21 protein-coding genes are annotated in these 23,392 nt (G+C 72.2%); 13 read left to right on the top strand and 8 right to left on the bottom strand.

The window, feature by feature from the left end:
- Positions 1-171: 171 nt before the first annotated feature.
- Genes KGQ19_RS14785 through KGQ19_RS14775 form a run of 3 tightly spaced genes read right to left on the bottom strand, consistent with a single transcriptional unit; the run spans position 172 to position 5,233 of the window.
- Positions 172-1,434, bottom strand: coding sequence for a DUF3089 domain-containing protein (locus KGQ19_RS14785; RefSeq protein WP_212009703.1), 1,263 nt, complete (start codon positions 1,432-1,434; stop codon positions 172-174).
- Between the two features lie 26 nt (positions 1,435-1,460).
- Complete coding sequence (locus KGQ19_RS14780) at positions 1,461-3,917, bottom strand: alpha-L-rhamnosidase-related protein (protein ID WP_212009702.1); 2,457 nt, start codon at positions 3,915-3,917, stop codon at positions 1,461-1,463.
- Between the two features lie 47 nt (positions 3,918-3,964).
- Entirely contained in the window at positions 3,965-5,233 is a 1,269-nt protein-coding gene (locus tag KGQ19_RS14775; protein WP_212009701.1) for an MFS transporter, read from the bottom strand.
- Between the two features lie 140 nt (positions 5,234-5,373).
- Between KGQ19_RS14775 and KGQ19_RS51050 the strand changes: the two genes are divergently transcribed.
- Positions 5,374-6,099, top strand: a complete 726-nt coding sequence (locus KGQ19_RS51050) for a TetR/AcrR family transcriptional regulator (protein WP_212009700.1) — start codon at positions 5,374-5,376, stop codon at positions 6,097-6,099.
- A 68-nt stretch (positions 6,100-6,167) separates the two neighbouring features.
- On the opposite strand, the gene KGQ19_RS14765 is transcribed toward KGQ19_RS51050, so the two are convergent.
- Genes KGQ19_RS14765 through KGQ19_RS14745 form a run of 5 tightly spaced genes read right to left on the bottom strand, consistent with a single transcriptional unit; the run spans position 6,168 to position 11,039 of the window.
- A complete protein-coding gene (locus KGQ19_RS14765; RefSeq protein WP_212009699.1) occupies positions 6,168-6,818 on the bottom strand; it encodes a nucleotidyltransferase domain-containing protein in 651 nt (216 codons plus the stop codon).
- A gap of 44 nt (positions 6,819-6,862) precedes the next feature.
- Complete coding sequence (locus KGQ19_RS14760) at positions 6,863-8,221, bottom strand: YVTN family beta-propeller repeat protein (protein ID WP_212009698.1); 1,359 nt, start codon at positions 8,219-8,221, stop codon at positions 6,863-6,865.
- A 31-nt stretch (positions 8,222-8,252) separates the two neighbouring features.
- Positions 8,253-8,771 carry a hypothetical protein gene (locus KGQ19_RS14755; protein ID WP_212009697.1) on the bottom strand — a complete coding sequence of 173 codons (519 nt, stop codon included), beginning with the start codon at positions 8,769-8,771 and terminating at the stop codon, positions 8,253-8,255.
- Between the two features lie 30 nt (positions 8,772-8,801).
- Entirely contained in the window at positions 8,802-9,395 is a 594-nt protein-coding gene (locus tag KGQ19_RS14750; protein WP_212009696.1) for a nucleotidyltransferase family protein, read from the bottom strand.
- A 12-nt stretch (positions 9,396-9,407) separates the two neighbouring features.
- Positions 9,408-11,039: a PucR family transcriptional regulator gene (locus KGQ19_RS14745; RefSeq protein WP_212009695.1), complete on the bottom strand. Its 1,632-nt coding sequence runs from the start codon at positions 11,037-11,039 to the stop codon at positions 9,408-9,410.
- A gap of 232 nt (positions 11,040-11,271) precedes the next feature.
- Here KGQ19_RS14745 and uraD point away from each other — a divergent pair, with 232 nt between their 5' ends.
- From uraD to gcl, 12 genes are all read left to right on the top strand, one after another.
- Positions 11,272-11,871, top strand: a complete 600-nt coding sequence (uraD, locus tag KGQ19_RS14740; protein WP_212009694.1) for a 2-oxo-4-hydroxy-4-carboxy-5-ureidoimidazoline decarboxylase — start codon at positions 11,272-11,274, stop codon at positions 11,869-11,871.
- Positions 11,868-12,197: a hydroxyisourate hydrolase gene (gene uraH, locus KGQ19_RS14735; protein WP_212009693.1), complete on the top strand. Its 330-nt coding sequence runs from the start codon at positions 11,868-11,870 to the stop codon at positions 12,195-12,197. Before uraD ends, uraH begins: the two co-directional genes overlap by 4 nt.
- Before the next feature lie 3 nt (positions 12,198-12,200).
- Entirely contained in the window at positions 12,201-13,064 is an 864-nt protein-coding gene (pucL, locus tag KGQ19_RS14730) for a factor-independent urate hydroxylase (RefSeq protein WP_212009692.1), read from the top strand.
- Between the two features lie 75 nt (positions 13,065-13,139).
- Positions 13,140-14,012 carry an FAD binding domain-containing protein gene (locus tag KGQ19_RS51880; RefSeq protein ID WP_212009691.1) on the top strand — a complete coding sequence of 291 codons (873 nt, stop codon included), beginning with the start codon at positions 13,140-13,142 and terminating at the stop codon, positions 14,010-14,012.
- On the top strand, positions 14,009-14,482 hold the full coding sequence (locus KGQ19_RS14720; protein WP_212009690.1) for a (2Fe-2S)-binding protein: 474 nt from the start codon (positions 14,009-14,011) through the stop codon (positions 14,480-14,482). The genes KGQ19_RS51880 and KGQ19_RS14720 overlap by 4 nt, the downstream gene beginning before the upstream one ends.
- Positions 14,479-15,846 carry an 8-oxoguanine deaminase gene (locus tag KGQ19_RS14715; protein ID WP_212009689.1) on the top strand — a complete coding sequence of 456 codons (1,368 nt, stop codon included), beginning with the start codon at positions 14,479-14,481 and terminating at the stop codon, positions 15,844-15,846. Before KGQ19_RS14720 ends, KGQ19_RS14715 begins: the two co-directional genes overlap by 4 nt.
- A 55-nt stretch (positions 15,847-15,901) precedes the next feature.
- Complete coding sequence (gene pucD, locus KGQ19_RS14710; protein ID WP_212009688.1) at positions 15,902-18,241, top strand: xanthine dehydrogenase subunit D; 2,340 nt, start codon at positions 15,902-15,904, stop codon at positions 18,239-18,241.
- Positions 18,234-19,541, top strand: coding sequence for an XdhC family protein (locus tag KGQ19_RS14705; RefSeq protein WP_212009687.1), 1,308 nt, complete (start codon positions 18,234-18,236; stop codon positions 19,539-19,541). Before pucD ends, KGQ19_RS14705 begins: the two co-directional genes overlap by 8 nt.
- Entirely contained in the window at positions 19,538-19,927 is a 390-nt protein-coding gene (locus KGQ19_RS14700; RefSeq protein ID WP_212009686.1) for an allophanate hydrolase-related protein, read from the top strand. The genes KGQ19_RS14705 and KGQ19_RS14700 overlap by 4 nt, the downstream gene beginning before the upstream one ends.
- The gene (locus KGQ19_RS14695; protein WP_212009685.1) at positions 19,924-20,751 is read left to right on the top strand and encodes a hydroxypyruvate isomerase family protein; all 828 of its coding nucleotides are present in this window, start codon (positions 19,924-19,926) and stop codon (positions 20,749-20,751) included. The genes KGQ19_RS14700 and KGQ19_RS14695 overlap by 4 nt, the downstream gene beginning before the upstream one ends.
- A complete protein-coding gene (locus KGQ19_RS14690; protein WP_230418654.1) occupies positions 20,748-21,653 on the top strand; it encodes a 2-hydroxy-3-oxopropionate reductase in 906 nt (301 codons plus the stop codon). The genes KGQ19_RS14695 and KGQ19_RS14690 overlap by 4 nt, the downstream gene beginning before the upstream one ends.
- A gap of 11 nt (positions 21,654-21,664) precedes the next feature.
- Positions 21,665-23,386, top strand: a complete 1,722-nt coding sequence (gcl, locus tag KGQ19_RS14685) for a glyoxylate carboligase (protein ID WP_368862100.1) — start codon at positions 21,665-21,667, stop codon at positions 23,384-23,386.
- Positions 23,387-23,392: the final 6 nt, after the last annotated feature.

The following is a 23,392-nucleotide window of genomic DNA, read 5'->3' as shown; positions in this document are numbered from 1 at the left end:
ACTCCACCCCACCCGCCAACGAATCCCGCCCACCGACCGGCACGTCGCGGACTCCCGGTCAAAGCTCGAACTACCCGGCAAACGTTGCCTGACACGGCGCTAGCGGCATCCGGGCTTCGGACCGACAGCATCGGCCTGGGGGACCAGGCCGATCAGCACCGGTGAACCGATCTACTGAGAACTGTTGGCGGCCCAATCCGCCGCCTGCCGCGCCGCCAGCGCCGTCAGATCACCCAGCGCCACGTTGTAGTCCACGACATGCGTCCCCAGATCCGAGGTCTGCGTCGAGGTCGGCAGCAGCCCGCCGAGGTCGGTGAGCTGGAGCCACGACGCGCCGTCCTGGTTCCGGCACTGACCGAGTAGTTCGCCGCGGAAGTGTGCGAAGCCGGCCGGGACGTCCGGCAGTGTGTATCCGGCGCCGACCAGTCCCAGGTTCCCGCTGGGGTTCAGCGCGTTGCCGTCGACGAGCTGCCGTGACGGCAGGTATGTGTCCAGCGGCTGCTGGCTGTCCGGCGCGGCGCCGGTGAGTAGCGCGTGCGGGTTCGTGCACGCGATCTGGTACCCGGCGGCGGTCGGGCGCCCGAACACCGCCGTCGCGCCCGGTGCCTGCCCGGCGGGCTCGTCATAGCTCGAATACGCGACCACGCACCCGAACCGCGTGTCGTTCGAGCACAGCCCGATGTGCTGGAAGGTGGCCCCGGCGTCGGTCCCGCCGCCGTCCGGCTGCCCGATCGGCACCTGCACGTTCCCGCCCGGCAGATACGCCGCGACCAGCTGGTGCTGCATCGCCGCGTTGCCGTCGATCTGGTGCTGGATCAGGGTGATGAGATCCGCGCTGCCCTGGGAGTGCCCGATCAGGATCACGCCGCGCCGCTGCCCGGTGGCCGGGTCGATGTTGTCGTGCGTCCAGTAGTCCTGCCAGGCCTGCGCCACGTCCATCTCGCCGGTGGCCAGGTCCGCGGGCGACTTCAGCACCAGCCCCAGTGCCACCTCGGTCAGCGACGCCTGCCGGTATACGGGCACGAACATCCGGCAGGTGCCGGCGAACCGCTCGGCCTGCGCCAGCGTCACCGCCATCTCCGGATCGGTCGGGGTCGGGGGCAGCGAACCGACTTGGAGCAGCGGGTTCGGCAGCGTGTCGATGGTCGGGTAGACGTAGAAGCAGTCCACCGGCGGCGCGGACGGGATCTGGAACGGCTCGTCGACCGCGCCGACGTCCTCGGTCTTCCCGCTCGGATAGTGCACGGTCGGCCCGCACGGGTCGCTCGCCAGCGCCGGATTGCACAGCCACACCGGCGCGGCCAGCGGCGAGGCGACCGACGGGGCCGCAGTCGCCGAATCGGCGTGCGCACGCGCCGTCGCCGGCGCACCCGCGACGACCCCGGCGATCAGCAGACCGGCGGCCACCACCGAATAAGACCTGTTCCACTTCATAGCTGAGCTCCTTCCCCGGGCCATGGTCACGTGAGCGGAACCATGCGCCGACCGGGTGGCAGGCTGATAGAGGGTTGGTCTTCCCGCAGACTGAGGTCCACCGGGACCGGGGAGTCCACGAGGACTGACAAATCATCGACCCGCACCTCGAGGAGCCCGTGCGGCGTCGGCACGGCACCGCGTGCCCACTCCAGGTCGCCGAGCCGAGGGGCGATGCGGACCCGCGCATACCCGGGCTCGGCCGGGGTGATCCCGAGGACGTACACCAGCAGATCCCGGCTGGGTGTCGCGGACCAGCCGTGGCACGCGCTGCCGCCCTCCCACGTCTCGCGCAGCGCGGTGGGCCCGGCGTCCAGCAGCTTGCCCCAGTCCCGGCACAGGTCCGGCAGCCGGTCGGCGGCCCCGAGCAGGGCCAGCGCGTCGTGGACGACGTACCGGAAGAACGGCTGCGCACCGACGACCAGCTGCGCGGTGTCCCAGTCCGGGATCGGCGCGGCGAACATCGCGGCGGCGGCCGGGGCGCCGTCGGCGTCGCTGCCGTGCGCGGCCACCGGCGAGCGGGTGAACATCGGGGAGCGGTTGAGCAGGAAGGTGCGCAGCCGCACATGCCGCTCGGTCGGCACGATCTCCGCGCAGACCGCCGCGGCCGTGGTGTGCTCGCTGACCGAGGGTTGCACCACGCCGTCGACCATCTGGTCGCGGTAGGCCCAGCGCTCCTCGTCCCAGAACACCTCGAAGCCCTGCGCGAGCTTGGTGTGCAGGGTCCAGGCCCAGCGGGCCCGGCCGGAGTCGCCGAGCCAGTCGGCCATCTCGGCGAAATCGGCCAGGGCCCGGGCGAACAGCGCGTTGAGCGCGGCGCTGGTGGCGCTGACCGGCACCGGCGACCAGTCGACCAGCACCCAGCCGGTGACGTCGTGCAGCAGACCGTCCCGGCCGAGGAAGGACGTGAACCAGCGCAGCACGTTCTCGGCGGTCGGCAGCAGAGCCCCGACCAGATCGGCGTCGCCGGTGTAGCGGTAGAGGTTGTGGACCGAGCGCATCCAGTGCAGCGACCAGTCCGGGATGCTGACGATGCCGGGGTCGGCGGCGTCACCGGCCGCGACCATCGGCAGCAGACCGTCCGGCCGGGGCCGCGCGGCCAGCACCGGGTGCCAGCGCGCCAGGCTCCAGTCCGGATTCGCGACCAGGTCCACGGACTGGTGCACCACCGAATCGCCGGTCCAGGCGCGCTGCTCGCGGGTGGGGCAGTCGATGTAGGCGTCGTGCGCGGTGAGGTCGACGGTGCGCAGGCCGGTGGCGTGGACGCGGTTCAGCAGCGGATCGCTGCACGCGAAGTACGGGCCGGTTGGACGCGGACGCAGGCGCTCGACCACGGCGAGGTCGTCCAGCGTGGCGGCGCCGCCGATCAGCAGCAGGTAGCGGCCGCCGGAGGGATCGTGGGCCTCGAAGGCGTCGGCGCGGCCGCGCGCGGTGTAGTGGAAGGTCTGGGCGCTGGCGAGGGCGGCCGGCTTGGGGGTCTCGACCAGCGCGCCGATCAGCGTGGTGCCGGGCTCGGCGGTGAGGGCGAAGCGGACGGTGCCGCTGACGACCTTGCCGAAGTCGACGACCAGGAGGTGGTCGCCGGCGGGGATGGTCAGGCCCGGGTGCCAGGCGTCGGGGTCGGTGCGGTTCTCGCCGGTTTCGCGCAGGGCGGCGGTGAGCCGGGTCGCGGCCGGCTCCAAGAGGTCGGGCTCGGCGAGTGAGGTCACCGTCGTCACCGACACCGTCTCCGGATCCTGCGGCGCCGCCGTCAACTGCGGAATCGGCCGGGCGAGCACCGCACCGTACGGATCCACCGGCGGCCGGGTGCGCCCGATCCCGCCCACGTGGATCGAAGCGACCACCCGCGCCGCGTCCCAGTCTCCGTCGTCGTACTCCGGCGAAGCCCACTGCGGATCCAGCTCCCGCGCGTCGAAGACCTCGGGGATCTGCGGCGAGATCGTCGTCAACGGCCGCGAGGGCGTCCACGCCGTGGCCTCCCGGTACCGCCAGCTGTCGTCGGTGGCGATCCATTCCTGGCCGACCCGCAGCTCCGCGACCAGCGACCCGCCGCCGAGCGTGAACGTCGTCGGCGTCGGCAGCCACCACGCGGTGCGGCCGCCGTAGAACCGGGCGAACACCGCGACGGTGTTGTGCCCGGCGCGCAGCACCGGCGCCGCGTCGCCGTGGTCGTAGCGCAGCTCCCGCTGACCGTGCCGGACGGGTCCGCGCGAGAGCTCGACACCGTTGACATACAGCACGTACCGCGAATCGGCGGTGATCCGGAACGGCGCCTCGTCCGGCACCTCATCGAGCTCGAACGACCTGCGGAACAGCACGCGCCGGTCGTAGTACTCCGGATCCAGCGCACCGTTCATCGGGTTGTCCGGCGCCGGGGCGCCGACACCGCTTCGCGCGCTCCAGATCCACTGCCCCCGCCACGCCTGGGTCGCCGGGATACTCATCGTTCTGCCTTTCTCGAAAGGGGTAGTGGGGACAGGGGAGCGGCCGGTCAGCGCACGCCGCGCACCGGGCGCACCGCCAGCGCGCCGGCGACCGCGAACACCGCCGCGACCACATACAGCGCCCGGTAGTTGTGACCGCCGCCGATGGCGAGCACGGCCGGGGCCAGCGCGGGCATCAGGATCTGCGGGACCGAACTGGCGGTGGTGAACACGCCGAGGTCCTTGCCGGCGTCGCCGTCCTGGTCCGGCAGCACGTCGGCGGCCAGCGCCAGGTCCACGGCCAGGTACGTGCCCAGCGCGGCGCCGGCGACGGCGAGTCCGACCTCGAAGACGGCCAGGTTCGGGGCGCTCGCCGCGATGACCGCACCGACGCCGAACAGCGCCGCCGCGACACCGACGAAGACCTTGCGGCGCCCCTGCCGGTCGGACAGGCGCCCGCAGTACACCGACGCGCCGACCATGAACACGACCATCACCACCGTCGAGACGCCGACCAGGCCGGTGGAGGTGTCGGAGGAGTAGTGCAGCTCGTCTTGCAGGAAGTACTTCAGATACAGCTGGATCGCGGCGAACGCCCCGATCATCAGGAACCTGCTGAGCCAGGCCCACCCGAAGTCGGGGAAGCGGCGCGGCGAGACCCAGTAGCTGCGGGCGATCGTCCCGGCCGTGAGCCGCGGCAGCACGGTCCCGGCGGGCAGCTGCCGGTCCGGCAGGCGCTGCGCCAGCCGCAGCGTCAGAGCGGCCGCGATCACACCCGGCACCAGGAACATCCCGGCCGGCGAGGGCTGGAAGACCACGGCGATCCCGGTCCCGACCACCGGCGCGACCGCCGTGGCCAGCCCGACGAAGCCGCCGATCCGGCCGCGCACCGCCGCCGGGAACTGGTCCGGCAGCACGGCGCTGAGCGCGGCCCCGCTGGCGTTGTATCCGCCCTGCGCGACGCACCAGCCGAGGGCCAGCAGCCAGATGCTCGGCGCCGCGGCCATCACCACGAGCCCGGCGAACCCGACGGCCACACCCCCGGCGATCCACGGCCTGCGCATCCCGCGCCGGGAGGCGCAGCGGTCGGTGAGCCGGCCGGAGACCGGCGTCACCAGCAGCGCCACCACGGCCGCGACCGCGACGACCACGGCCAGCGCGCCGTCCTTGTGCGCGTGGTCCAGGTGGTCGATGCGGGTGGCCAGCGAGGAGGTCAGGACGGTGATCGTGGCCAGCGCGTTGCCGAACACCGCGGCCACGTACAGCGCGGTGAAACGGCCGGCCGGGGCCTGGATCGCGACCGGGGTGGAGCTTCCGTCGAGGGCGACAGCGCTCATGGCGGGCCTTCCGGAGGGCGAGTCTTGTTTACTTAGTGCTTAGTAAAAATTATCCTGGGGGTGTGACGCAAGGGCAACGCGCGAGAAACCTGACCGACCGCCGCCGCGATGTCGGGACCGGTGGTGATAGAGATGAACGCGTGACGGACGTGCCGGACGGCGAACGCGGTGAGCAGAAGGAACGCGACGTGCGGGGATCGCGCACGCCGCGCAGCTCGCGCACGCCGCGGGCCGCGGGCGGCGGCAAGACGGCCGGTGCTGGCGCTGCCGGCAAGACGGCCCGCGGCGCGCGTCGGCGTGCCGAGATCCTGGATGTCGCGGCGCACCTGTTCGCCCAGCGCGGCTACCGCGGCGTGGCCACAGCGGAGATCGCGCAGCGGATCGGCATCACCGAGCCGGCGCTGTTCTACTACTTCCCGACCAAGACGGCGCTCCTGCGGGCCGTGATCGAGCAGCGCGACGCCGACAGCCGCGCGATCGTCGCCGACCTGGCGGCCCTCGGCGGCCTGGCGGCGATCGAAGGCATGCCCGGCTTCGCCCGCCGCAACCAGGCCGACCCGCACCTGGTCCGCCTGTTCGCGGTACTGGTCGCCGAGAACCTGGACCCGGACGACCCGGCACACGAGCAACTGGCCGAGCGCTACCGGCGCCTGCGCCACGCGATCGCCGACATGATCCGGCGCGCGCAGTCCGCCGGGGAGATGCGGCGCGACGTGGACCCGCACGCCAAGTCGGTGGAGATCGTGGCGTTCATCGACGGCCTGCACACCCAATGGCTGCTGGACCCGGCGGACATCGACCTGGTCGCGATGGTCGAGGCCTATGCGCGCGAGTTGGTGCTGGAGCTGCGGGTCAGTGTCCTGTAGCGGGGTGAGGGAAGTGCTCTGAACCACCTCATGCAGTGGCCCCGCGAAAGCTCGTGAACCGCAGGCGGCTATAGCTCCGCGAGCTCGGCGAGCCAGCGATGCCCCGGATACACCTGCCCGATGAGCTCGGCCAGCCGCGCGCGCCGAGCCGGTTCGAGCTCCGGCGCGATCGCGGCGAAGTCCGCCTGGTCCTTCGGTCGTGTGTGCTTGGCCTTGAACAGCAGCACCAGCTCAGGGGTCAGATAGGGGATGCCGTCCGGCGTGTGGCAGATGATGTCGTCGTACGGGAGCCGGATCGTCGGGTGGTGGCGGCAGATCCACGTCCGGCCTTCGTGCGGCTCGCGGAACACGTCGACCAGGTAGTTGTCGGTGGACGGGTCACGGAACCAGGTTTGGTGCGTGGCGGCCAGGTCCTCCGGTGAGGGGTTCGGCCACAGACGCTTGTCGCCGACGGCGTCGAAGACGTAGTCAGCGAACCGGTCGCGGATTTCGGGGAAGTCCGCGGCCGGGATGGCGATCTCCAGGTCACCGTGGCGCCGGGTCTGCTTGCCGCGGAACAGGTCCAGCGCCCAGCCGGCGGCTACGTACCAGGGTGTGGTGACGCCGGCCAGCCGGGAGGCGACTTCGGCGGGGGTCCAGGCGTGGGCCCAGCGGGTGTCGAGGGCTTCGAGCTCGGCGGGGGACAGGTCGGTGCGGCCTTCCGGCGGTGGTTGGGTCACCGCACGGAAGTTACCGCACCGGAAATCCGTGTGTGGAGGGAACGCTAAAGCAGTGCCGTGTCCCCGTGGGCTGCCGACGCCGAGTAGTACCGATCCGCTGCGAACGAGGCCCGGTAGCCGGTCAGCAGCACGCCCACCGAGTCCAGTAGTCCCGGCGCCGTGCTGCACGCCGCTCGTCCGGCCTGGTCCGTGGTGGCTCGGCACAGGAACCCGCCGGCGGTGTCGGTGAAGGTGATGCGCTGCCCGGCCAGGGGGACGCCGGCGCTGGTCAGGGTGGCGTTGAGGTCCGCCTCGCCGAGTGGGAGCAGGGTGAGGGTCGCGGTGCCGGCGGTCAGTGCGGTGGGGGCGGGCGGGATCACCGAGGCCGCGAGGTAGACCGGGTTCGTCCCGACCGGGACCGTGGCGGTGAGCGTGTCAGAGCTCAGATTCACCACCGAGACGTCCGACGCGCCGAAGTCGGCCACGTAGGCCGAGCCGCCGCCGGGGGCCATCGTCAGCGCGATGCCGTGCGGTGCGGCGCCGACGCTGAACGTCGAGGTGACCGCGTCGGTCGCGGTGCCGACCACTGACACGGTCCCGGAGGCGGCGTCGGTGACGTAGACGGACGCGCCGTCCGGGCTGACGACGGCGCTGTGCGGGCTGCCGCCGATCGGCACGTTCGCCGTGGCGGTGTCGCTCGCGGTGTCGATCACCGTGAGGGTCCCGTCGCCGTAGTCGGGCACGTAGACGTGGCTGCCGTCGGGGGAGACGGTCAGTCCGACCGGGCTGGCGCCGACCTGGACGGTGGCCGTGACCGTGTCGTCGGCGGTGTTGATCACGGTGACCGAGTGGTTGCCGGTGTTGGCGACGTAGAGGCGGGAGCCGTCCGGCGACACGGCCAGGCCCTCGGCGCCGGAGCCCGAGGGGACGGTCGCGATCACCGAGTCGGCGGCGGTGTCGATGACCGAGACCGTGCCCGAGACGTCGTTGCCGACGTAGAGGCGCGAACCGTCGGGGGACAGCACGGCCGACTGCGGCTGGACGCCGACCAGGATGATCGCCACCACCGCCGGCCCGGAAGCGGCCTGGGTGTCGATGACCCGCACCGCGCCCGAACCGGAGTCGGTGACGTAGACGTGGCGCCCGTCGGCCGAGGCGGCGACGCCGGTCGGCGAGATGCCGGCCGGGACCGTGTCGACCACGGTGTTGGTGGCGGTGTCGATGACCGAGACCGAGTCCGACGAGGAGTTCGCGACGTAGACGTACGTCCCCGGCGGCAGCGGTGCGCCGGCGGCGTGGCCGGGCGCGGCGGTCAGCGCCGCGAGCGTCCCGGCGGCGAGCAGGCAGAACGCGACGGCGGCCGCCACGCGTGGTCGGCTGGAGTGGGTGGAGCGGCTGGAGCGCGGAAGCAGGGTGGGGGTCACGCGGGCTCCTTCGGGGGCGCTGCCGGGTAACTCAGAGTCCTGTTTTATCGCGATCGGGCTGCTCTGGCGAGGGGGCGGAGCCTGGCGAGCCGGTAGGGCTTTTCTCTCTCTTCTCCTCCTTCTCCTCCTCGACCCCGCGGACCCACATCAGCGCCAAGACGCTCCCGGCCAGCCCGATCAGGATCAGCGCGATCGCTATGCTCACCCCGCCGGCCCCGGTCCAGTAGACGTCCTTCAACTCGATCAGCAGCGCCGCCTCGTCCACCACCAGCGCCAACCCGATCCCGAAGAACAACCCCATCCACGCGTGCCACTGCGGCGACCGCTCTACGACCCCGGCCGCGGCCACGCATATCAGGATCAGGATCCCCCACAGATAGTGGTGGATGTGCACGCCGCCGGCCGTCACGTTGCCGAAACCGCCCACGTGCACGTGGATGGCCCAGGTCAGCAGCCGCAGCCCGCCGAAGGTGACGGTGAACGCCCACCAGGCGAGCACGATCCCGCGACGGGTCGGGTGGACGTCCTTCAGGGTTCTGATGCGCGCCATCAGTGTCCTTTGCCTTTGTGGTGTCTGCTCTCAGTCAAGCAGCATCAAGTCCTCGGGGACATCGATGTCGGCCGGCGAACCGTCGCAGGGTACGGACACCACCTGGTGCCGGGCCAGGAAGTCCCGCGCGCCCCGATCGCCCACCGCCGCGGCCGAGGCCTCGGGCCAGTGCCGCGCGGCGATCAGCACCGGATGGCCGCGCCGTCCGGCGTAGGTCGCGGCGGCGACCTCCGCACCGGCGGCGACGACGGCGCGGACCGCCTCGGACGTCACGAAAGGCTGGTCCACCAACAGGATCACGGCCGCGTCGCACGAGGCGGGCAGCGCCGCCAACCCCGCGCGCAGCGAGGAACCCATCCCCGTCTCCCAGTCCTGATTCACCGCCACGACGCACCCGGTCAAGTCCGCCCGCCGCCGCACCTCGGCGGCCTCGGCGCCCAGAACCACGACCACCTCGCCGCAGCCGCCGGCGCGCGCCGTGCGCACCGCCCGCTCGACGAGCAGTTCGCCGCCGTGGGACAGCAGCGCTTTGGGGCGTCCGCCGAGCCGCCGCCCGCCGCCGGCCGCCAGGATCACCGCGCCGATCCGCATGCCGATCCGCATGCCGGCCCTCACCTCGTCCATCTGGTCATCCATCTATCGCAACCGCAGCGCCAGGAACAGATCCACCTGCGTCTCCAGATCGGCCAGGCTGCGCCCGGTCAGCTCCTCGATCCGGGCGACCCGGTATCGCAGGGTGTTGACGTGGACGTGCATCTGCTCCGCGCAGCGGGTCCACGACGTCGAGCACGCCAGGAAGGCCTCCAGCGTGGCCTCCAGATCCGAGCGGTGCAAAGCGTCGTAGGCCCGCAACGGGCCCAGCAGCCGATCGCAGTAGGCGACCCGCACGTCCTCGGGCAGCCCCGACAGCAGCAGCACGTGGGAGGCCAGTTCCTCGTGGCCGATGACGCTGACCTGGTCGCTGCGCGCGCGGCCGATCCGCAGCGCGTGCCGGGCCTCGTCGACGGTGGCCCGCAGCCCGGCGGCCCGGCGGCTGCCGACGCCGATCGCCAGCCGCTCGCGTCCGAGACCGGCGGCCATCGCGCCGAGCAGGTCGCGAAGCTGCGCGGCCATGTCCGGCGGCGGGCACGGCACCAGCGCGACCGCGTGGTCGGTGAACTCGGCGATCGGGAAGTCGGGTTCGGATCCGAAGCCGGAGCCGGGTCCTGAGCCGGGTCCTGAGCCGGGTCCCGAGCCCGGTCCGGAGCCCGGTCCGGAGCCCGGCGCGCCGGGCTTGAGCGCGGCGGGCAGCCGCAGCCGCACCTCCTCGGCGACGTCCTCCAGCAGCGCCCGCAGGATCGCCCCGGACTGGCCGGCCGGACCGGCGAGCGCCAGCGCCTGCACCTCGGTGTCCGAGCCGACGCCGACCAGGTCGGCCCGGGCGGCTATCTCGGCGGCGCCGCCGTCCTCGGCGACCAGCCGTACCAGCTCGGCGCCCAGCTGCCGCAGCGGTTCGCGGCGCGCGGCCAGCCGTTCCCGTTCGATGGCCAGCACCGCCGCCGCTTTCGAGGCCAGTGCCTGGCGGCGGGGGTCCCAGCGTTCGTAGTCGCCGTCGAAGACCAGGTACCAGTCGGTGAGCGGGGAGCCGGAGCTGATGGCGAACACCGAGCGGCGGCGGATCCGGGCCGGGAGCTGTCCGGCGCGCAGCGTTTCGCGGACCGTCGCCTCGGTCTCCGCCGGCGGCATCGGCTCATGCGAGGCGGCGACCGGCCGTCCGGCGGGGGTGAGGACCCAGCACGGCATGCCGACGTCCTGTGCCAACAGCTCCAGGATCGGGGCCAGCGCGGTTCCGGCGGCCGAGGCCGAGACCAGGCGGCCGTGCCGCTCCAGGACCGAGCCGATGTCGGCGGCCCGCTCGGCCGACAGCTGCCGGGCCAGGTGCTCGGTGAGGGTGGCGAACGCCAGCTCGGTCGGGACCCGGAACAGCGGGGTGCGGTGGGTGCGGCAGGCGCGGATCAGGTCCGGCGGGATCGGCGCGCCGGAGGCGTCACCGGCGGCGACGGCCGCCGCCCCGGCCTCGGCCACGGCCCGCGCGAACCGCTCGGAGTCCCGGGGCTCGCGCCGCCAGACCAGGCCGGTCAGCACCAGCTCGCCGCCGTTCAGATACCGGCCCGGGTCCAGCAGATCGGTCGTCGCGACCCAGCTGATCTCCCGCTCCAACAGGGCGTCGGCGCCGGTCAGCAGCTCCAGGCCGGGCATCGGGGTGGCCAGCAGGTCACGCAGTCGCATGGGCCGCTCCCCCTTCCTGCCGGCGTTCGGGGCGGTCTTGATCGAAACGAGGCTACCTCCGCTGCGCGCAGCTTAGGAACGGTCTGTGAGCGGCGTCTTTGGACGATCCTCCGAAACCCCGGCCGCCGACGGACTGCTCCTTCATGGTTTCGGCCCGTGGCCGGGACCGGGCCGGCGGCGGTTCACTCACCATCGTGCCGCTGGGCACCACGAAGCCGGAAAGGAGGCGCTGATGCCCGGTGATCCACGCCGCGCGGCGGTGACCGCGCTGAACGCCTGGTCCGCGGAGCAAGCCAGGCAGGAGCTGTCGGCCTGCTGTGCCAGCCGGCGCTGGGTGGCCGCCATGGCATCGGGACGTCCGTACGGCGGCTGGACCGAGTTGGCGGCGGCCGCGAGCGCGGCGATCAAGGCGCTCCGGTGGTCGGACGTGCTGGAGGCGCTCGACGCGCATCCGCGGATCGGCGACAAGGCGGCGGGGCAGTCGCGGGAGGCGCAGTGGTCGCGGGCCGAGCAGTCCGCGGCGGCCGGCGGCGCTGAGTCGGTGCTGTGGGAAGTGGCCGCGGCCAACGCGGAATACGAGCAGGTTTTCGGCCACGTCTTCCTGATCCGCGCGGCGGGCCGGTCGGCCGAGGAGATCCTGGCGGCCGCGCGCCGGCGCCTGGACCACGACGCCGCCACCGAGCAGCAGGTGGTGCGCGCCGAGCTCGCCGAGATCGTGCTGCTGCGCCTGGAGCGCGTCGCGCAGACCGCCGGGTCTTCTTCTCCCGGCGTTAAGGCCGGAGGTCAAGACAGCGCCGAATCCGCTGCCGACGTAACGGGAGTCGCGAAATGAGCCTGTCCACCCACGTCCTGGACGCCGTCCAAGGCCGCCCCGCGGTCGGCGTCCCGGTCCGCCTGGACGTGGCCCGCCCCGACGGCTGGCTGCCGGTGGCCCGCGAGCGCACCGACGCCGACGGCCGTATCCGCTTCGCCCCGGACCTGCTCGGCGGCCCGCACCGCCTGGTCTTCGACACCGCCGCCTACTTCCAGGCGGCCGGCGTCGAGCACTACTTCTACCCCGAGGTCGCGATCGCCTTCACGGTGACCGACCCGGACGCGCACCATCACGTGCCGCTGCTGCTCAGCCCATTCGCCTACTCGACCTATCGAGGGAGCTAGTCGATGTCGATCGTCCTGGGGGACAACCGTTACGGCAAAGCCGAGAACCGGGTCGTCCGCATCACCAAGGAGGGCCCGGTCCACCAGATCAAGGACCTCACCGTCTCCGTCGCGCTGTCCGGCGACCTGGACGCGACCCACCTGACCGGGGACAACTCCGGGGTCCTGCCGACCGACACCATGAAGAACACGTGCTTCGCCTTCGCCCAGCGCCACGGCGCCGTCGAGATCGAGGACTACGCCCTGCTGCTGGCCCGGCACTTCGTCGACTCCCAGCCCAGCATCGCCCACGCCCGCGTCGCGGTTGCCGAACACCCCTGGGAGCGCATCGCCGAGGGCCCGCACTCCTTCCTGCGGGCCGGCGGCGGCACCCGGACCTGCACGGTCCACTACGACGGCACCGCCGTCTGGGTCGTCAGCGGCCTGAAGGACCTCACCGTCCTGAACTCCACCGACTCGGAGTTCTGGGGCTACGTCAAGGACGAATACACCACGCTGGTCGAGGCTGATGACCGCATCCTGGCCACCGAGATCCACGCGCAGTGGCGGCACACCGGCGAATCCGGCGACTGGGGCAAGTCCTACGAACGGGCTAAGAACGCGCTGCTGGAGGCGTTTGTGCGAACGCACAGCCGCTCGCTCCAGCAGACACTGTTCGAGATGGGCACCCGCGTCCTGGAAGAAGTCCCGGAGCTGTGCGAGGTCCGGCTGAAACTGCCGAACAAGCACCACTTCCGCTACGACACGGCCCCGTTCGGCCTGGACAACCCGAACGAGACGTTCCTGGCCGCGGACCGGCCCTACGGCCTGATCGAGGGCGACGTCCGCCGCGACGACGCCCCCGACGCCGGCCCGGCCTGGACCTGAGGCCCGGCTTCCAAGCCCCGGCTTTCCAGCCCCGGCCCAGCCCCGAGAACCCTTCAGCACCCCCGGAGCACATCAGTGGACTTCCTACGCCCCGCCACCTGGGCCGAGGCGCTGACCGCCCGCGCCGAGCGGCCCGACGCGGTCCCCATCGCCGGCGGCACCGACGTCATGGTCGAGCTCAACTTCGACCGGCGCCGCCCCGGCGCCCTGCTGGACCTGAACCGGATCCCGGCGTTGCGGCAGTGGACACCGGACTCCGGCGGCACGATCCGGCTCGGCGCGAGCGTCCCCTACACCCGCATCATCGACGAACTCCGCACCGACCTGCCCGGCCTGGCCATGGCCTCGCGCACCGTCGGCTCGCCGCAGATCCGCAACCGCGGCGGCGTCGGCGGCAACCTCGGCGCGGCCTCCCCGGCCGGCGACACGCACCCGGTGCTGGTCGCCACCGACGCGGTCATCGAGGTGGAGAGCGCCGAGCGGGGCGTGCGGACGATCCCGGCCACCGAGTTCTACCTCGGCGTCAAACGCAACGCCCTGGCCCCGGACGAGCTGATCAAGGCGGTCCTGCTCGCCCCGGCCAAGGGCCCGCAGCAGTTCTCGAAGATCGGCACCCGCAACGCGATGGTCATCGCCGTGTGCTCGTTCGCCGTGGCGCTGGACGTCGCGGCCCGCAAGGTCGGTGCCGGCATCGGCTCGGCGGCCCCGACCCCGCGCCGCCCGTTCGAGGCCGAGCTGTTCGCCGCCGACGCGCTGCCCTGGGACAGCCGCGCCGACCTCGATCCGCGGATCGCGACCCGGTTCGGCGAACTCGTGGCCGCCGCGGCCGCGCCGATCGACGACGTCCGCGGCACCGCCGCCTACCGCCGGCACGCGCTTTCGGTGATGGGCCGCCGCACCCTGACCTGGGCCTGGCGCGAGCATCAGAGCAGCGAGGAACTGACATGAGAGTGACCTTCACGGTCAACGGCCGCAGGGCCGAGGCCGACGACGTCTGGGAAGGCGAGAGCCTGCTGTACGTCCTGCGCGAGCGCGTCGGCCTGCCGGGCTCGAAGAACGCCTGCGAGCAGGGCGAATGCGGGTCGTGCACCGTCTACCTGGACGACGTCCCGGTCTGCTCCTGCCTGGTGGCCGCCGGGCAGGTGCAGGACCGGGAAGTGCGCACCGTCGAAGGCCTCGCCGACGGCGACGAACTGGACCCGGTGCAGGCCTGCTTCATCAAGGCCGGCGCCGTCCAGTGCGGCTTCTGCACCCCGGGGCTGTTGGTCCAGGCGCACGCGCTGATCGAGCACAACCCGGCCCCGACCGATCCGGAGATCCGGGAGGCCCTGGCCGGGAACCTGTGCCGCTGCACGGGCTACGAGAAGATCCTCGACGCCGTCCGCGAGGCGGCCGCTATCAAGGCCGGTGTGGCATGAGCGGGACCATCGTCATCCAGAACGCCGCGATCGCCACGGTCGACGCCGTGAGCACCGAATACGAGTCCGGATACATCGTCATCGCCGACGGCCGGATCACCGCCGTCGGATCCGGGCCCGCGCCCCACGCATACGGGGCGCGCGTCGTCGACGGCACCGGCTGCCTGGCCACCCCCGGCCTGGTCAACACCCACCACCACCTCTACCAGTGGATCACCCGCGGCCTGGCCCAGGACGACGCCCTGTTCGGCTGGCTGGTCGAGCTGTATCCGATCTGGGCCCGGCTGACCGAGGACACCCTGGGCGCCGCGGCGCGCGGCGGCCTGGCCTGGCTGGCCAAGACCGGCTGCACCACCTCGGCCGACCACCACTACGTCTTCCCGCGCCACGGCGGCGACCTGCTCGGCGCGGAGATCGAGGCGGCACGCGAGATCGGCCTGCGGTTCCACCCCACGCGCGGCTCGATGGACCGCGGCGCCTCCGACGGCGGGCTGCCGCCGGACGAGGTGGTGGAGCGCCTGGACGACATCCTGGCCGCGAGCCAGGACGCGATCACGCGCCACCACGACCCCTCGTTCGACTCGATGCTGCGCATCGGCCTGTCGCCGTGCTCGCCGTTCTCGGTCAGCAGCGACCTGATGGTGCAGAGTGCGTCGCTGGCCCGCGAGCACGGGGTCCGGCTGCACACGCACCTGGCCGAAACCCTCGATGAGGAACAGTTCTGCCTGGCCACGCACGGCTGCACACCGGCGGAGTACGCCGACAAGCTCGGCTGGCTGGGCCCGGACGTGTGGCTGGCGCACTGCGTGCACCTGTCGGACTCGGCGATCCGCCGCTTCGCCGACACCGGGACCGGCACCGCGCACTGCGCGTCCTCCAACGCGCGCCTGGGCTCCGGCCACGCGCGGATCAAGGATCTGCTGGCCGCCGGTGCCCCGGTCGGGCTCGGCGTGGACGGGGCGGCGTCGCAGGAGTCGGGGATGCTCGTGGAGGAGCTGCGGCAGGCGATGTACGTCTCGCGGCTGCGTGCCCTGTCCTCCAACCCGGCCGAGGCGCTGAACGCCCGCGCCTCGCTGCGGCTGGGGACGATGGGCGGTGCGCGGGTGCTGGGGCGCGAGGCCGAGATCGGCTCGCTGGAGGTCGGCAAGCTCGGCGACGTCGCGCTGTGGGATCTCAACGGTCTGGGGCACGCCGACATCGCCGACCCGGTCGCCGCCCTGGTCTTCGGCCCGCCGGCGCCGCTGCGGCTGCTCGCGGTCGGCGGGAACCCGGTGGTCCGGGACGGCGCGCTGGCCACCGCCGACGAGGACGCCCTGGCCCGGGCCTGCCGCACCGCCGCCCGCTCGCTGATGGAGGTGTCCTGATGCCGCCCCGCACGGTCATCCGCGCCGTGAACCGACTCCTGCCAGAGGTGTCCTGATGCCCACGCGAGCCCCTGATCGCGCGCCTCGCGATCTCAATCAGTCCGCCACGACCGGCGGCGTCGGCGACAGCCCGACCCGGCCCGACGGCCCCCTGAAGGTCAAGGGCGAGTTCGCCTACTCCTCCGACCTGTTCATGGACGACATGGTCTGGGGCGCGACCCTGCGCAGCCCGCATCCCAGGGCCCTGATCCGCTCCATCGACTTCGCCGCCGCGCTGGCCCTGCCCGGCGTCGACGCCGTCCTCACCCACGAGGACGTACCCGGCTGCAAGCTCTACGGCCTGGACGTCCGCGACCAGCCGGTCCTGGCCATCGGCGAGGTCCGGCACCAGGGCGAGCCGGTGGCGTTGGTCGCGGCCGACCACCCGGAGACCGCACGGCGGGCCCTGAAGCTGATCCAGGTCGACTACGAGGTGCTCGAACCGGTGGTCGACGCGCGCCGCGCCCTGTTCGACCCGGAGTCCCCGCGCGTCCACCCGGACGGCAACCTCGTGCGGCACCAGCCGGTCCGGGTCGGTGCCGACGTCGACGATCCGGCGGTGCGCGCCCGGTGTGCCGTCGTCGTCTCCGGCGAATACGAGGTCGGCATTCAGGATCAGGCGTTCCTGGGTCCCGAATCAGGGCTCGCGGTTCCGGCCGAGGACGGCGGCGTCGACCTCTACGTGGCCACCCAATGGATGCACAACGACCTTCTGCAGGTCGCCCCCTGCCTGGGCCTGCCGGAGGCGAAGGTCCGGATGACCCTGTCCGGGGTCGGAGGCGCGTTCGGCGGACGCGAGGACCTGTCGATGCAGATCCACGCCGCGATGCTCGCGCTGCGGATCGGCAAGCCGGTGAAGATGGTCTACAACCGCGAGGAGTCCTTCTTCGGGCATGTGCACCGGCATCCGGCTTCGATGAAGTACACCTACGGCGCCACCGCCGAGGGCAAGCTGGTGTTCGCCGACGTGGAGATCGTCCTGGACGGCGGCGGCTACACCTCGGCCACCTCCAACGTCGTCGGCAACGCCGCCTCGCTCGGCGTCGGGCCGTATGTCGTCCCGAACATCAGGATCGATTCCTACGGGGCGCTCACCAACAACCCGCCGTGCGGCGCGATGCGCGGCTTCGGCGCGGTCCAGGCCTGCTTCGCCTACGAGTCGATGATGGACAAGCTGGCCGCCGCCCTCGGCCTGGACCCGGTCACCATCCGCCAGCGCAACGCCGTGACCCAGGGCGACAAGCTGGCCACCGGCCAGGTCGTGGAGGCGCCGGCGCCGGTCGCCGAGATGCTGGAGACGCTCAAGGCGCTGCCGATGCCGGCCCCGGCCGACACCTCGGACCTGCGCAACCTGCCCGGCTCCACCGCCAACACCACCCACGGCGAAGGCGTCGTGCGCGGCGTCGGCTACGGCATCGGCGTGAAGAACATCTGCTTCTCCGAGGACTTCGACGACTACTCCACCGCGCGGGTGCGCCTGGAGCTGCTCGGCGACACCGTCGGCGCGCTGGTGCACACCGCCGCCGCCGAGGTCGGGCAGGGCCTGATCACGCTGGAGGCGCAGATCGCGCGCACCGAACTGGGCGTGGAACAGGTGGTCATCCACCCGGCCGACTCCTCGGTCGGCAACGCCGGATCGTCTTCGGCCTCGCGGCAGTCGTACATGACCGGCGGCGCGGTGAAGACCGCGTGCGAGGCGGTGCGGGCCGCGGTGTTCGCCCGGCTGGCCGAGGACCACGGCCGGGACTACGACGACCTGTCGCTGGTCGGCGGGAAGATCGTGTCGCACGCCGAAGGCGTGATCGGCACCCTGGAGGAGGTGCTGGCCGCCGGCCCGATCGAGGAGACCCGCGAGTACCACCACCACCGCACCGACCGCATGGATCCGTTCACCGGCCAGGGGAACTCGCACACGCAGCTGGCCTTCGCCGTGCACCGCGCGGTGGTCGACGTGGACATCGAGCTCGGCCTGATCAAGGTGGTCGCCCTGGACCTGGTCCAGGACGTCGGCAAAATCATGAACCGGCTGTCGCTGGAAGGCCAACTGCACGGCGGCTCCGCCCAGGGCCTGGGCCTGGCGGTGATGGAGGAGATCCAGGTCCGCGACGGCAAGGTCCGCAACCCCTCCTTCACCGACTACCTGATCCCCACGATCCTGGACATGCCGCCGATGCGGATGGAGATCTTGGAGAACGCCGACCCCCGCGCCCCCTACGGCCTGCGCGGCGCCGGCGAGCCCCCGACGCTGTCCTCCACCCCGGCGATCGCCGCCGCGATCCGCGACGCGACCGGGCTGGACCTGCGCCGGGTGCCGATCCGACCGGAGGACCTGACGGAGGTTCCGACAGATGCGTGACATCACAGAGGACCTGCACGCCTGGCACGCGGCCGGCAAGCCCTACGCGATCGCCTCAGTGGTGGCCGTGAAGGGCAGCGCCCCGCGCGAACTCGGCGCCGCGTTGGCGGTCGATGCCGAGGGCACGGCGGTGGGGAGCGTGTCCGGCGGCTGTGTTGAAGGGGCGGTGTACGAGCTGTGCGTGGAGTCGCTGCAACACGGCAGGCCGGTGCTGGAGACGTTCGGGTACAGCGATGACGACGCCTTCGCGGTCGGGCTGACCTGCGGCGGGGAGCTGGAGGTGTTCATCCAGCCGGTGTTTCCGGATCGTGAACCCGCGATCGGTTCAGAACTTGAGGCCATGAGCGCCGGCGAGCCGATCGCGCGACCGGAGTCGCCCGCCGCTGATGGCCGGGGCAGTGCCCTGACCGCGCGGCCGGAGTCGGCTGTCGGTGCGGCGTTGTCCGCCACGGTCGCCGGCGAGCCGATCGCCTTGGCCCGGGTCATCGCCGGCCCCGCCGACCTGGTCGGCCGCTCGCTCGCGGTCCGCCCGCAGGCCCCTGAGATCCTGTGGGGCCCGCCCGGCGCCTCGATCGCCGTCGACGGCGATCCCTGGTCCGCCACCGGCGCCGTCAGCCCAGGCCTCGACCGCGTCATCGCCCGGCACGCCCGCGCGATGGTCGAGTCCGGCGCCACCGGCACCATCGCCGTCGGCACCGAGGGCGAGGGCCAGGACTGCGGCGAGCCGGTGACCGTGTTCATCCAGTCCTTCGTCACCGCGCCCCGCATGCTCATCTTCGGCGCCATCGACTTCGCCGCCGCGCTGGTCCGCGTCGGCAAGTACCTCGGCTACCACGTCACCGTCTGCGACGCCCGCCCGGTCTTCGCCACCCGCCGCCGCTTCCCGGAAGCCGACGACGTCGTGGTCGCCTGGCCGCACCGCTACCTGCAGACCACCCGCGTCGACGCCCGCACGGTCGTCGCGGTCCTCACCCACGACGCCAAATTCGACGTCCCGCTGCTGGTCCAGGCCCTGCGGCTGCCCATCGCCTACGTCGGGGCCATGGGCTCGCGCCGCACCTGCGCCCAGCGCGCGGACCGGCTGCGCGAAGCGGGCCTGTCCGACGCCGAGATCGCGAACCTGCACGCCCCGATCGGCCTGGACCTCGGCGCCCGCACCTCGGAGGAGACCGCGCTGTCCATCGCTGCCGAGATCGTCGCGGCCCGGCACGGCGGTACCGGGCGCGCCCTGGCCGACGTCAGCACCGCGATCCACCACGCCCCGGCGGTCCCACCCCTTGAGAGCGGAGTCCCGGCATGACCCTGATGTTCCTCAACGGCGCCGCCATGCGCGGCGGCCCCCTCAACCACCTCCTGAAGGACTCCCCGCTGGTCGGCGTCGTCCGCACCGCCGCCAAGTACCGCTTCTACTCCGTCGGCGACGCATTCCCGGCGATCGAGGCGGTCCAGTCCGGCGGCGTGAGCGTCGTCGGCGAGCTCTACGACGTGCCCTGGGACGTCCTGGAGCGCTCGCTGCTGCCCGCCGAGCCCGAAGAGCTCGAACTCGGCGTCATCGAACTCGAAGACGGCGGCGGCACCCTGTCGATGGTCCGGCGCCGGGCCTACACCGAACCCCACACCTACCGCGACATCTCCCACCACGCCGACTGGCGTGCGTACAAGGCCAGCCTGGAGGCAGCCCAGTGACGCTCCGCTTCGACATCAACCTCTCGATCCTGTTCACCGAACTGCCGTTGCTGGAACGCCCGGCCGCCGCCCGCGCCGCCGGGTTCACCGCCGCGGAGTTCTGGTGGCCGTTCGGGACCGAGGCGGTGCCGTCCGACCGGGACGTGGACGCGTTCACGGCCGCGCTGGACGACGCCGGGGTCAGCCTGGTCGGGCTGAACTTCCCCGACGATCTGTCGGTCGGCGCGCGCGGGCTGGTATCAGTCCCCGAACACGGCGAGCGGTTCCGGGACGGCATCGACGTCGCGGTCGGGATCGCCGAGCGCACCGGCTGCCGGAACCTGAACGCCTTGTACGGCAACCGGATCGAGGGCTGTTCCGAACTCCAGCAGCAGGACCTGGCGCTGGAGAATCTCGGCGCGGCGGCGGCCGCCGCCGACCGGATCGGCGCGACCGTGCTGATCGAGGCGCTGAACGCGATCGAGTCCCCGGCGTACCCGATCACCTCCACCGCGGCGGCGCTGGCCGAGATCGACCGGGTCTCGGCCGCGACCGGCGCGAGCAACCTGGCCTTCCTGTGCGACCTCTACCACCTGGCCCGCATGGACGAGGACCTGTTCACCACGATCGCCGCGCACGCCGGCCGGTTCGGGCACGTGCAGATCGCCGACATCCCGGCCCGCGGCGAACCCGACAGCGGCGCCCTGGACTTCTCCGCCTTGTTCAAGGCCCTGACCGAGGCCGGCTACACCGCCGAGTCCGGCCGGGGCTGGATCGGGCTGGAGTACAAGCCGTCCACCGGCATCACCACCGACAGCTTCGAATGGATGGAATCTCTTTCATGAGCACGAAGACAGGCTTCATCGGCCTGGGGATCATGGGGTCCCCAATGGCCGCGAACCTGGTCAAGGCCGGGTTCGAGGTGACCGGCTACGACCTGAACGCCCCCAACGTCGCCAAGCTCGCCGCCGCCGGCGGCACCGGCGCGGCCTCCATCGCCGAGGCGATCGACGGCGCCGACATCGTCATCACCATGCTGCCCGCGCATCCGCACGTGGCCGCCGCGGTCCTGGGCGGCGGCGGGGTGTTCGAGTCCATCAAGCCCGGCACCCTGTTCATCGACTTCTCCACCATCCGCCCCGAGACCTCGATCGCGGTCGCGACGGCCGGTGAGGCGCTCGGCGTGCGCGTGCTGGACGCCCCGGTGTCCGGCGGCGAGAAGGGCGCGATCGACGGCGTCCTGTCCATCATGGTAGGCGGCGAGCCCGACGCCTTCGCCGCCGCGCGTCCGGTGTTCGACGCGGTCGGCAAGGTCGCGGCGCTGTGCGGGCCGGCCGGCTCCGGGCAGGTCGTCAAGGCCGCGAACCAGCTGGTGGTCGGCGGGACGTACGCGCTGGTCGCCGAGGCGATCGTGCTGATGGAGGCCGCGGGCGTGGACGCCGCCGCGGGTCTGGACATGCTGGCCGGCGGCCTGGCCGGCTCCCGGATCCTGGAGCTCAAGCGGGCCTCGATGCTGGCCCGCGACTTCAAGCCGGGCTTCCGCATCGACCTGCACCACAAGGACATGGGCATCGCCCTGGACGCCGCGCGGCAGGCCGAGGTGGCACTGCCGATGACCAGCCTGGTCGCCGCGCTGATCCAGGCCGCCCGCGCGCAGGGCCTGGGCGACCGGGACCACTCCGCGCTGCTGGCCGTGGCCGAGAACCTGTCCGGTCGATCTGGCCGTGCCGCACGAAAGGCGAACTGACTCCCATGAAGATGCCCGTGATGAACGCGGTGGTGCAGGTCCTGAAGTCCGAGGGCGTGGACGCCGCCTTCGGCTGCCCCGGCGCCGCCATCCTGCCGCTGTACAAGGCGATGGAAGAGGAAGGCGGGATCGACCACCTGATCGTGCGCCACGAAGAGGGCGCCACGCACATGGCCGACGGCTGGGCCCGGACCAACGGCCGGGTCGGCGTGGCCATCGGCACCTCCGGGCCGGCCGGGACCAACATGATCACCGGCCTGTACACCGCGATGGCCGACTCGATCCCGATGGTCTGCATCACCGGCCAGGCCGTCTCCACGGCCCTGGACAAGGAGGCGTTCCAGGCCGTCGACATCGTCGGCTGCGCCACGCCGGTGACGAAGTGGGCGGTGCAGATCAAGGAGGCGGCGACCGCGCCGTGGATCTTCCGCGAGGCCTTCCGGATCGCCCGCTCGGGCCGTCCCGGGCCGGTGCTGGTGGACATCCCGCTGGACGTCGCCAAGCAGTTCATCGAGTACGACGCCGCGCTCGACTCCCCGCTGCCGGTGGCCGTCGTGGAGCCGCACGCGCCGCGCGTGGAGAAGGCGCTGGACCTGCTGCTGACCGCCGAGCGTCCGCTGATCCTGGCCGGCGGCGGCGTGATCATCGCCGACGCCGCGCCGGAACTGCGCGAGCTGGTGTCCTACCTCGGGATCCCGGTGCAGGTCACGCTGATGGGCAAGGGCGCGGTCGACGAGGACGACCCGCTGTACGCGGGCATGACCGGCGTGCAGACCTCGCAGCGCTACGGCAACGCCTCGTTCCTGGAATCAGACCTCGTACTCGCCGTCGGCGCCCGCTTCGGCGACCGGCACACCGGGACCCTCGACGTCTACCGGGGCGACCGCAAGTTCATCCACGTCGACATCGAGTCGACCCAGCTGGGCCGGGTGTTCGAGCCCGACCTGGGGATAGTCTCGGACGCCAAGCTGTTCCTGCGGGCCCTGCTGGCGGCGGCCAAGGCGCGCGGCGTCGCAGGCCGCGGCCCGGCCGCCTGGGCTTCGCGGGTGACCTCGCTGAAGACCTCGCTGACCCGGCGCGAGGACTTCGACTCCGTGCCGATCAAGGCGCCGCGGGTCTACAAGGAGATCAACGAGCTCTTCGACGCCTCCACCTACTTCGTGACCGCGATCGGCCTCTACCAGATCTGGGGCGGCCAGCACCAGAAGGCCTACCAGCCGCGCCGCTACCAGGTCTGCGGCCAGGCCGGACCGCTGGGCTGGGAGATCCCGGCCGCGATCGGGGTGAAGACCGCGCTGCGCAAGACCGAACCGGACGCCGAGGTGGTCGGCATCGTCGGCGACTACGGCTTCCACTTCCTGGTGGAGGAACTGGCGGTCGGGGCGCAGTACGACGTCCCGTTCGTGCTGATCATGCTGAACAACGAGTACCTGGGCCTGATCCGCCAGGCCTCGATCGGCTACGAGATGAACTACCAGGTCGACATCCACTACGACGAGTACGGCACCGACAACGTCAAGATCATGGAGGCCTACGGATGCTCGGGACGCCGCGTGTTCGCCCCTGACGAGATCCGCCCCACCCTGGAGTGGGCCCGCAAGCAGGCGGCGGCCACCAACCGCCCGGTCCTGGTCGAGATCATGATCGAGCGCGAGGCCAACACCCCGCACGGCCCGGCCATCGACGCGGTGCGCGAATTCGAGCCGCTGCCCGAGCCGCAGTCGCAGCCGTGACCATGC

It is taken from the genome of Catenulispora pinistramenti (genome assembly GCF_018274385.1).
In the GTDB taxonomy this organism is placed as follows: domain Bacteria; phylum Actinomycetota; class Actinomycetes; order Streptomycetales; family Catenulisporaceae; genus Catenulispora; species Catenulispora pinistramenti.
The sequence above is the reverse complement of the archived record's forward strand: the minus strand, read 5'-3'. Positions and strand labels throughout refer to the sequence as shown.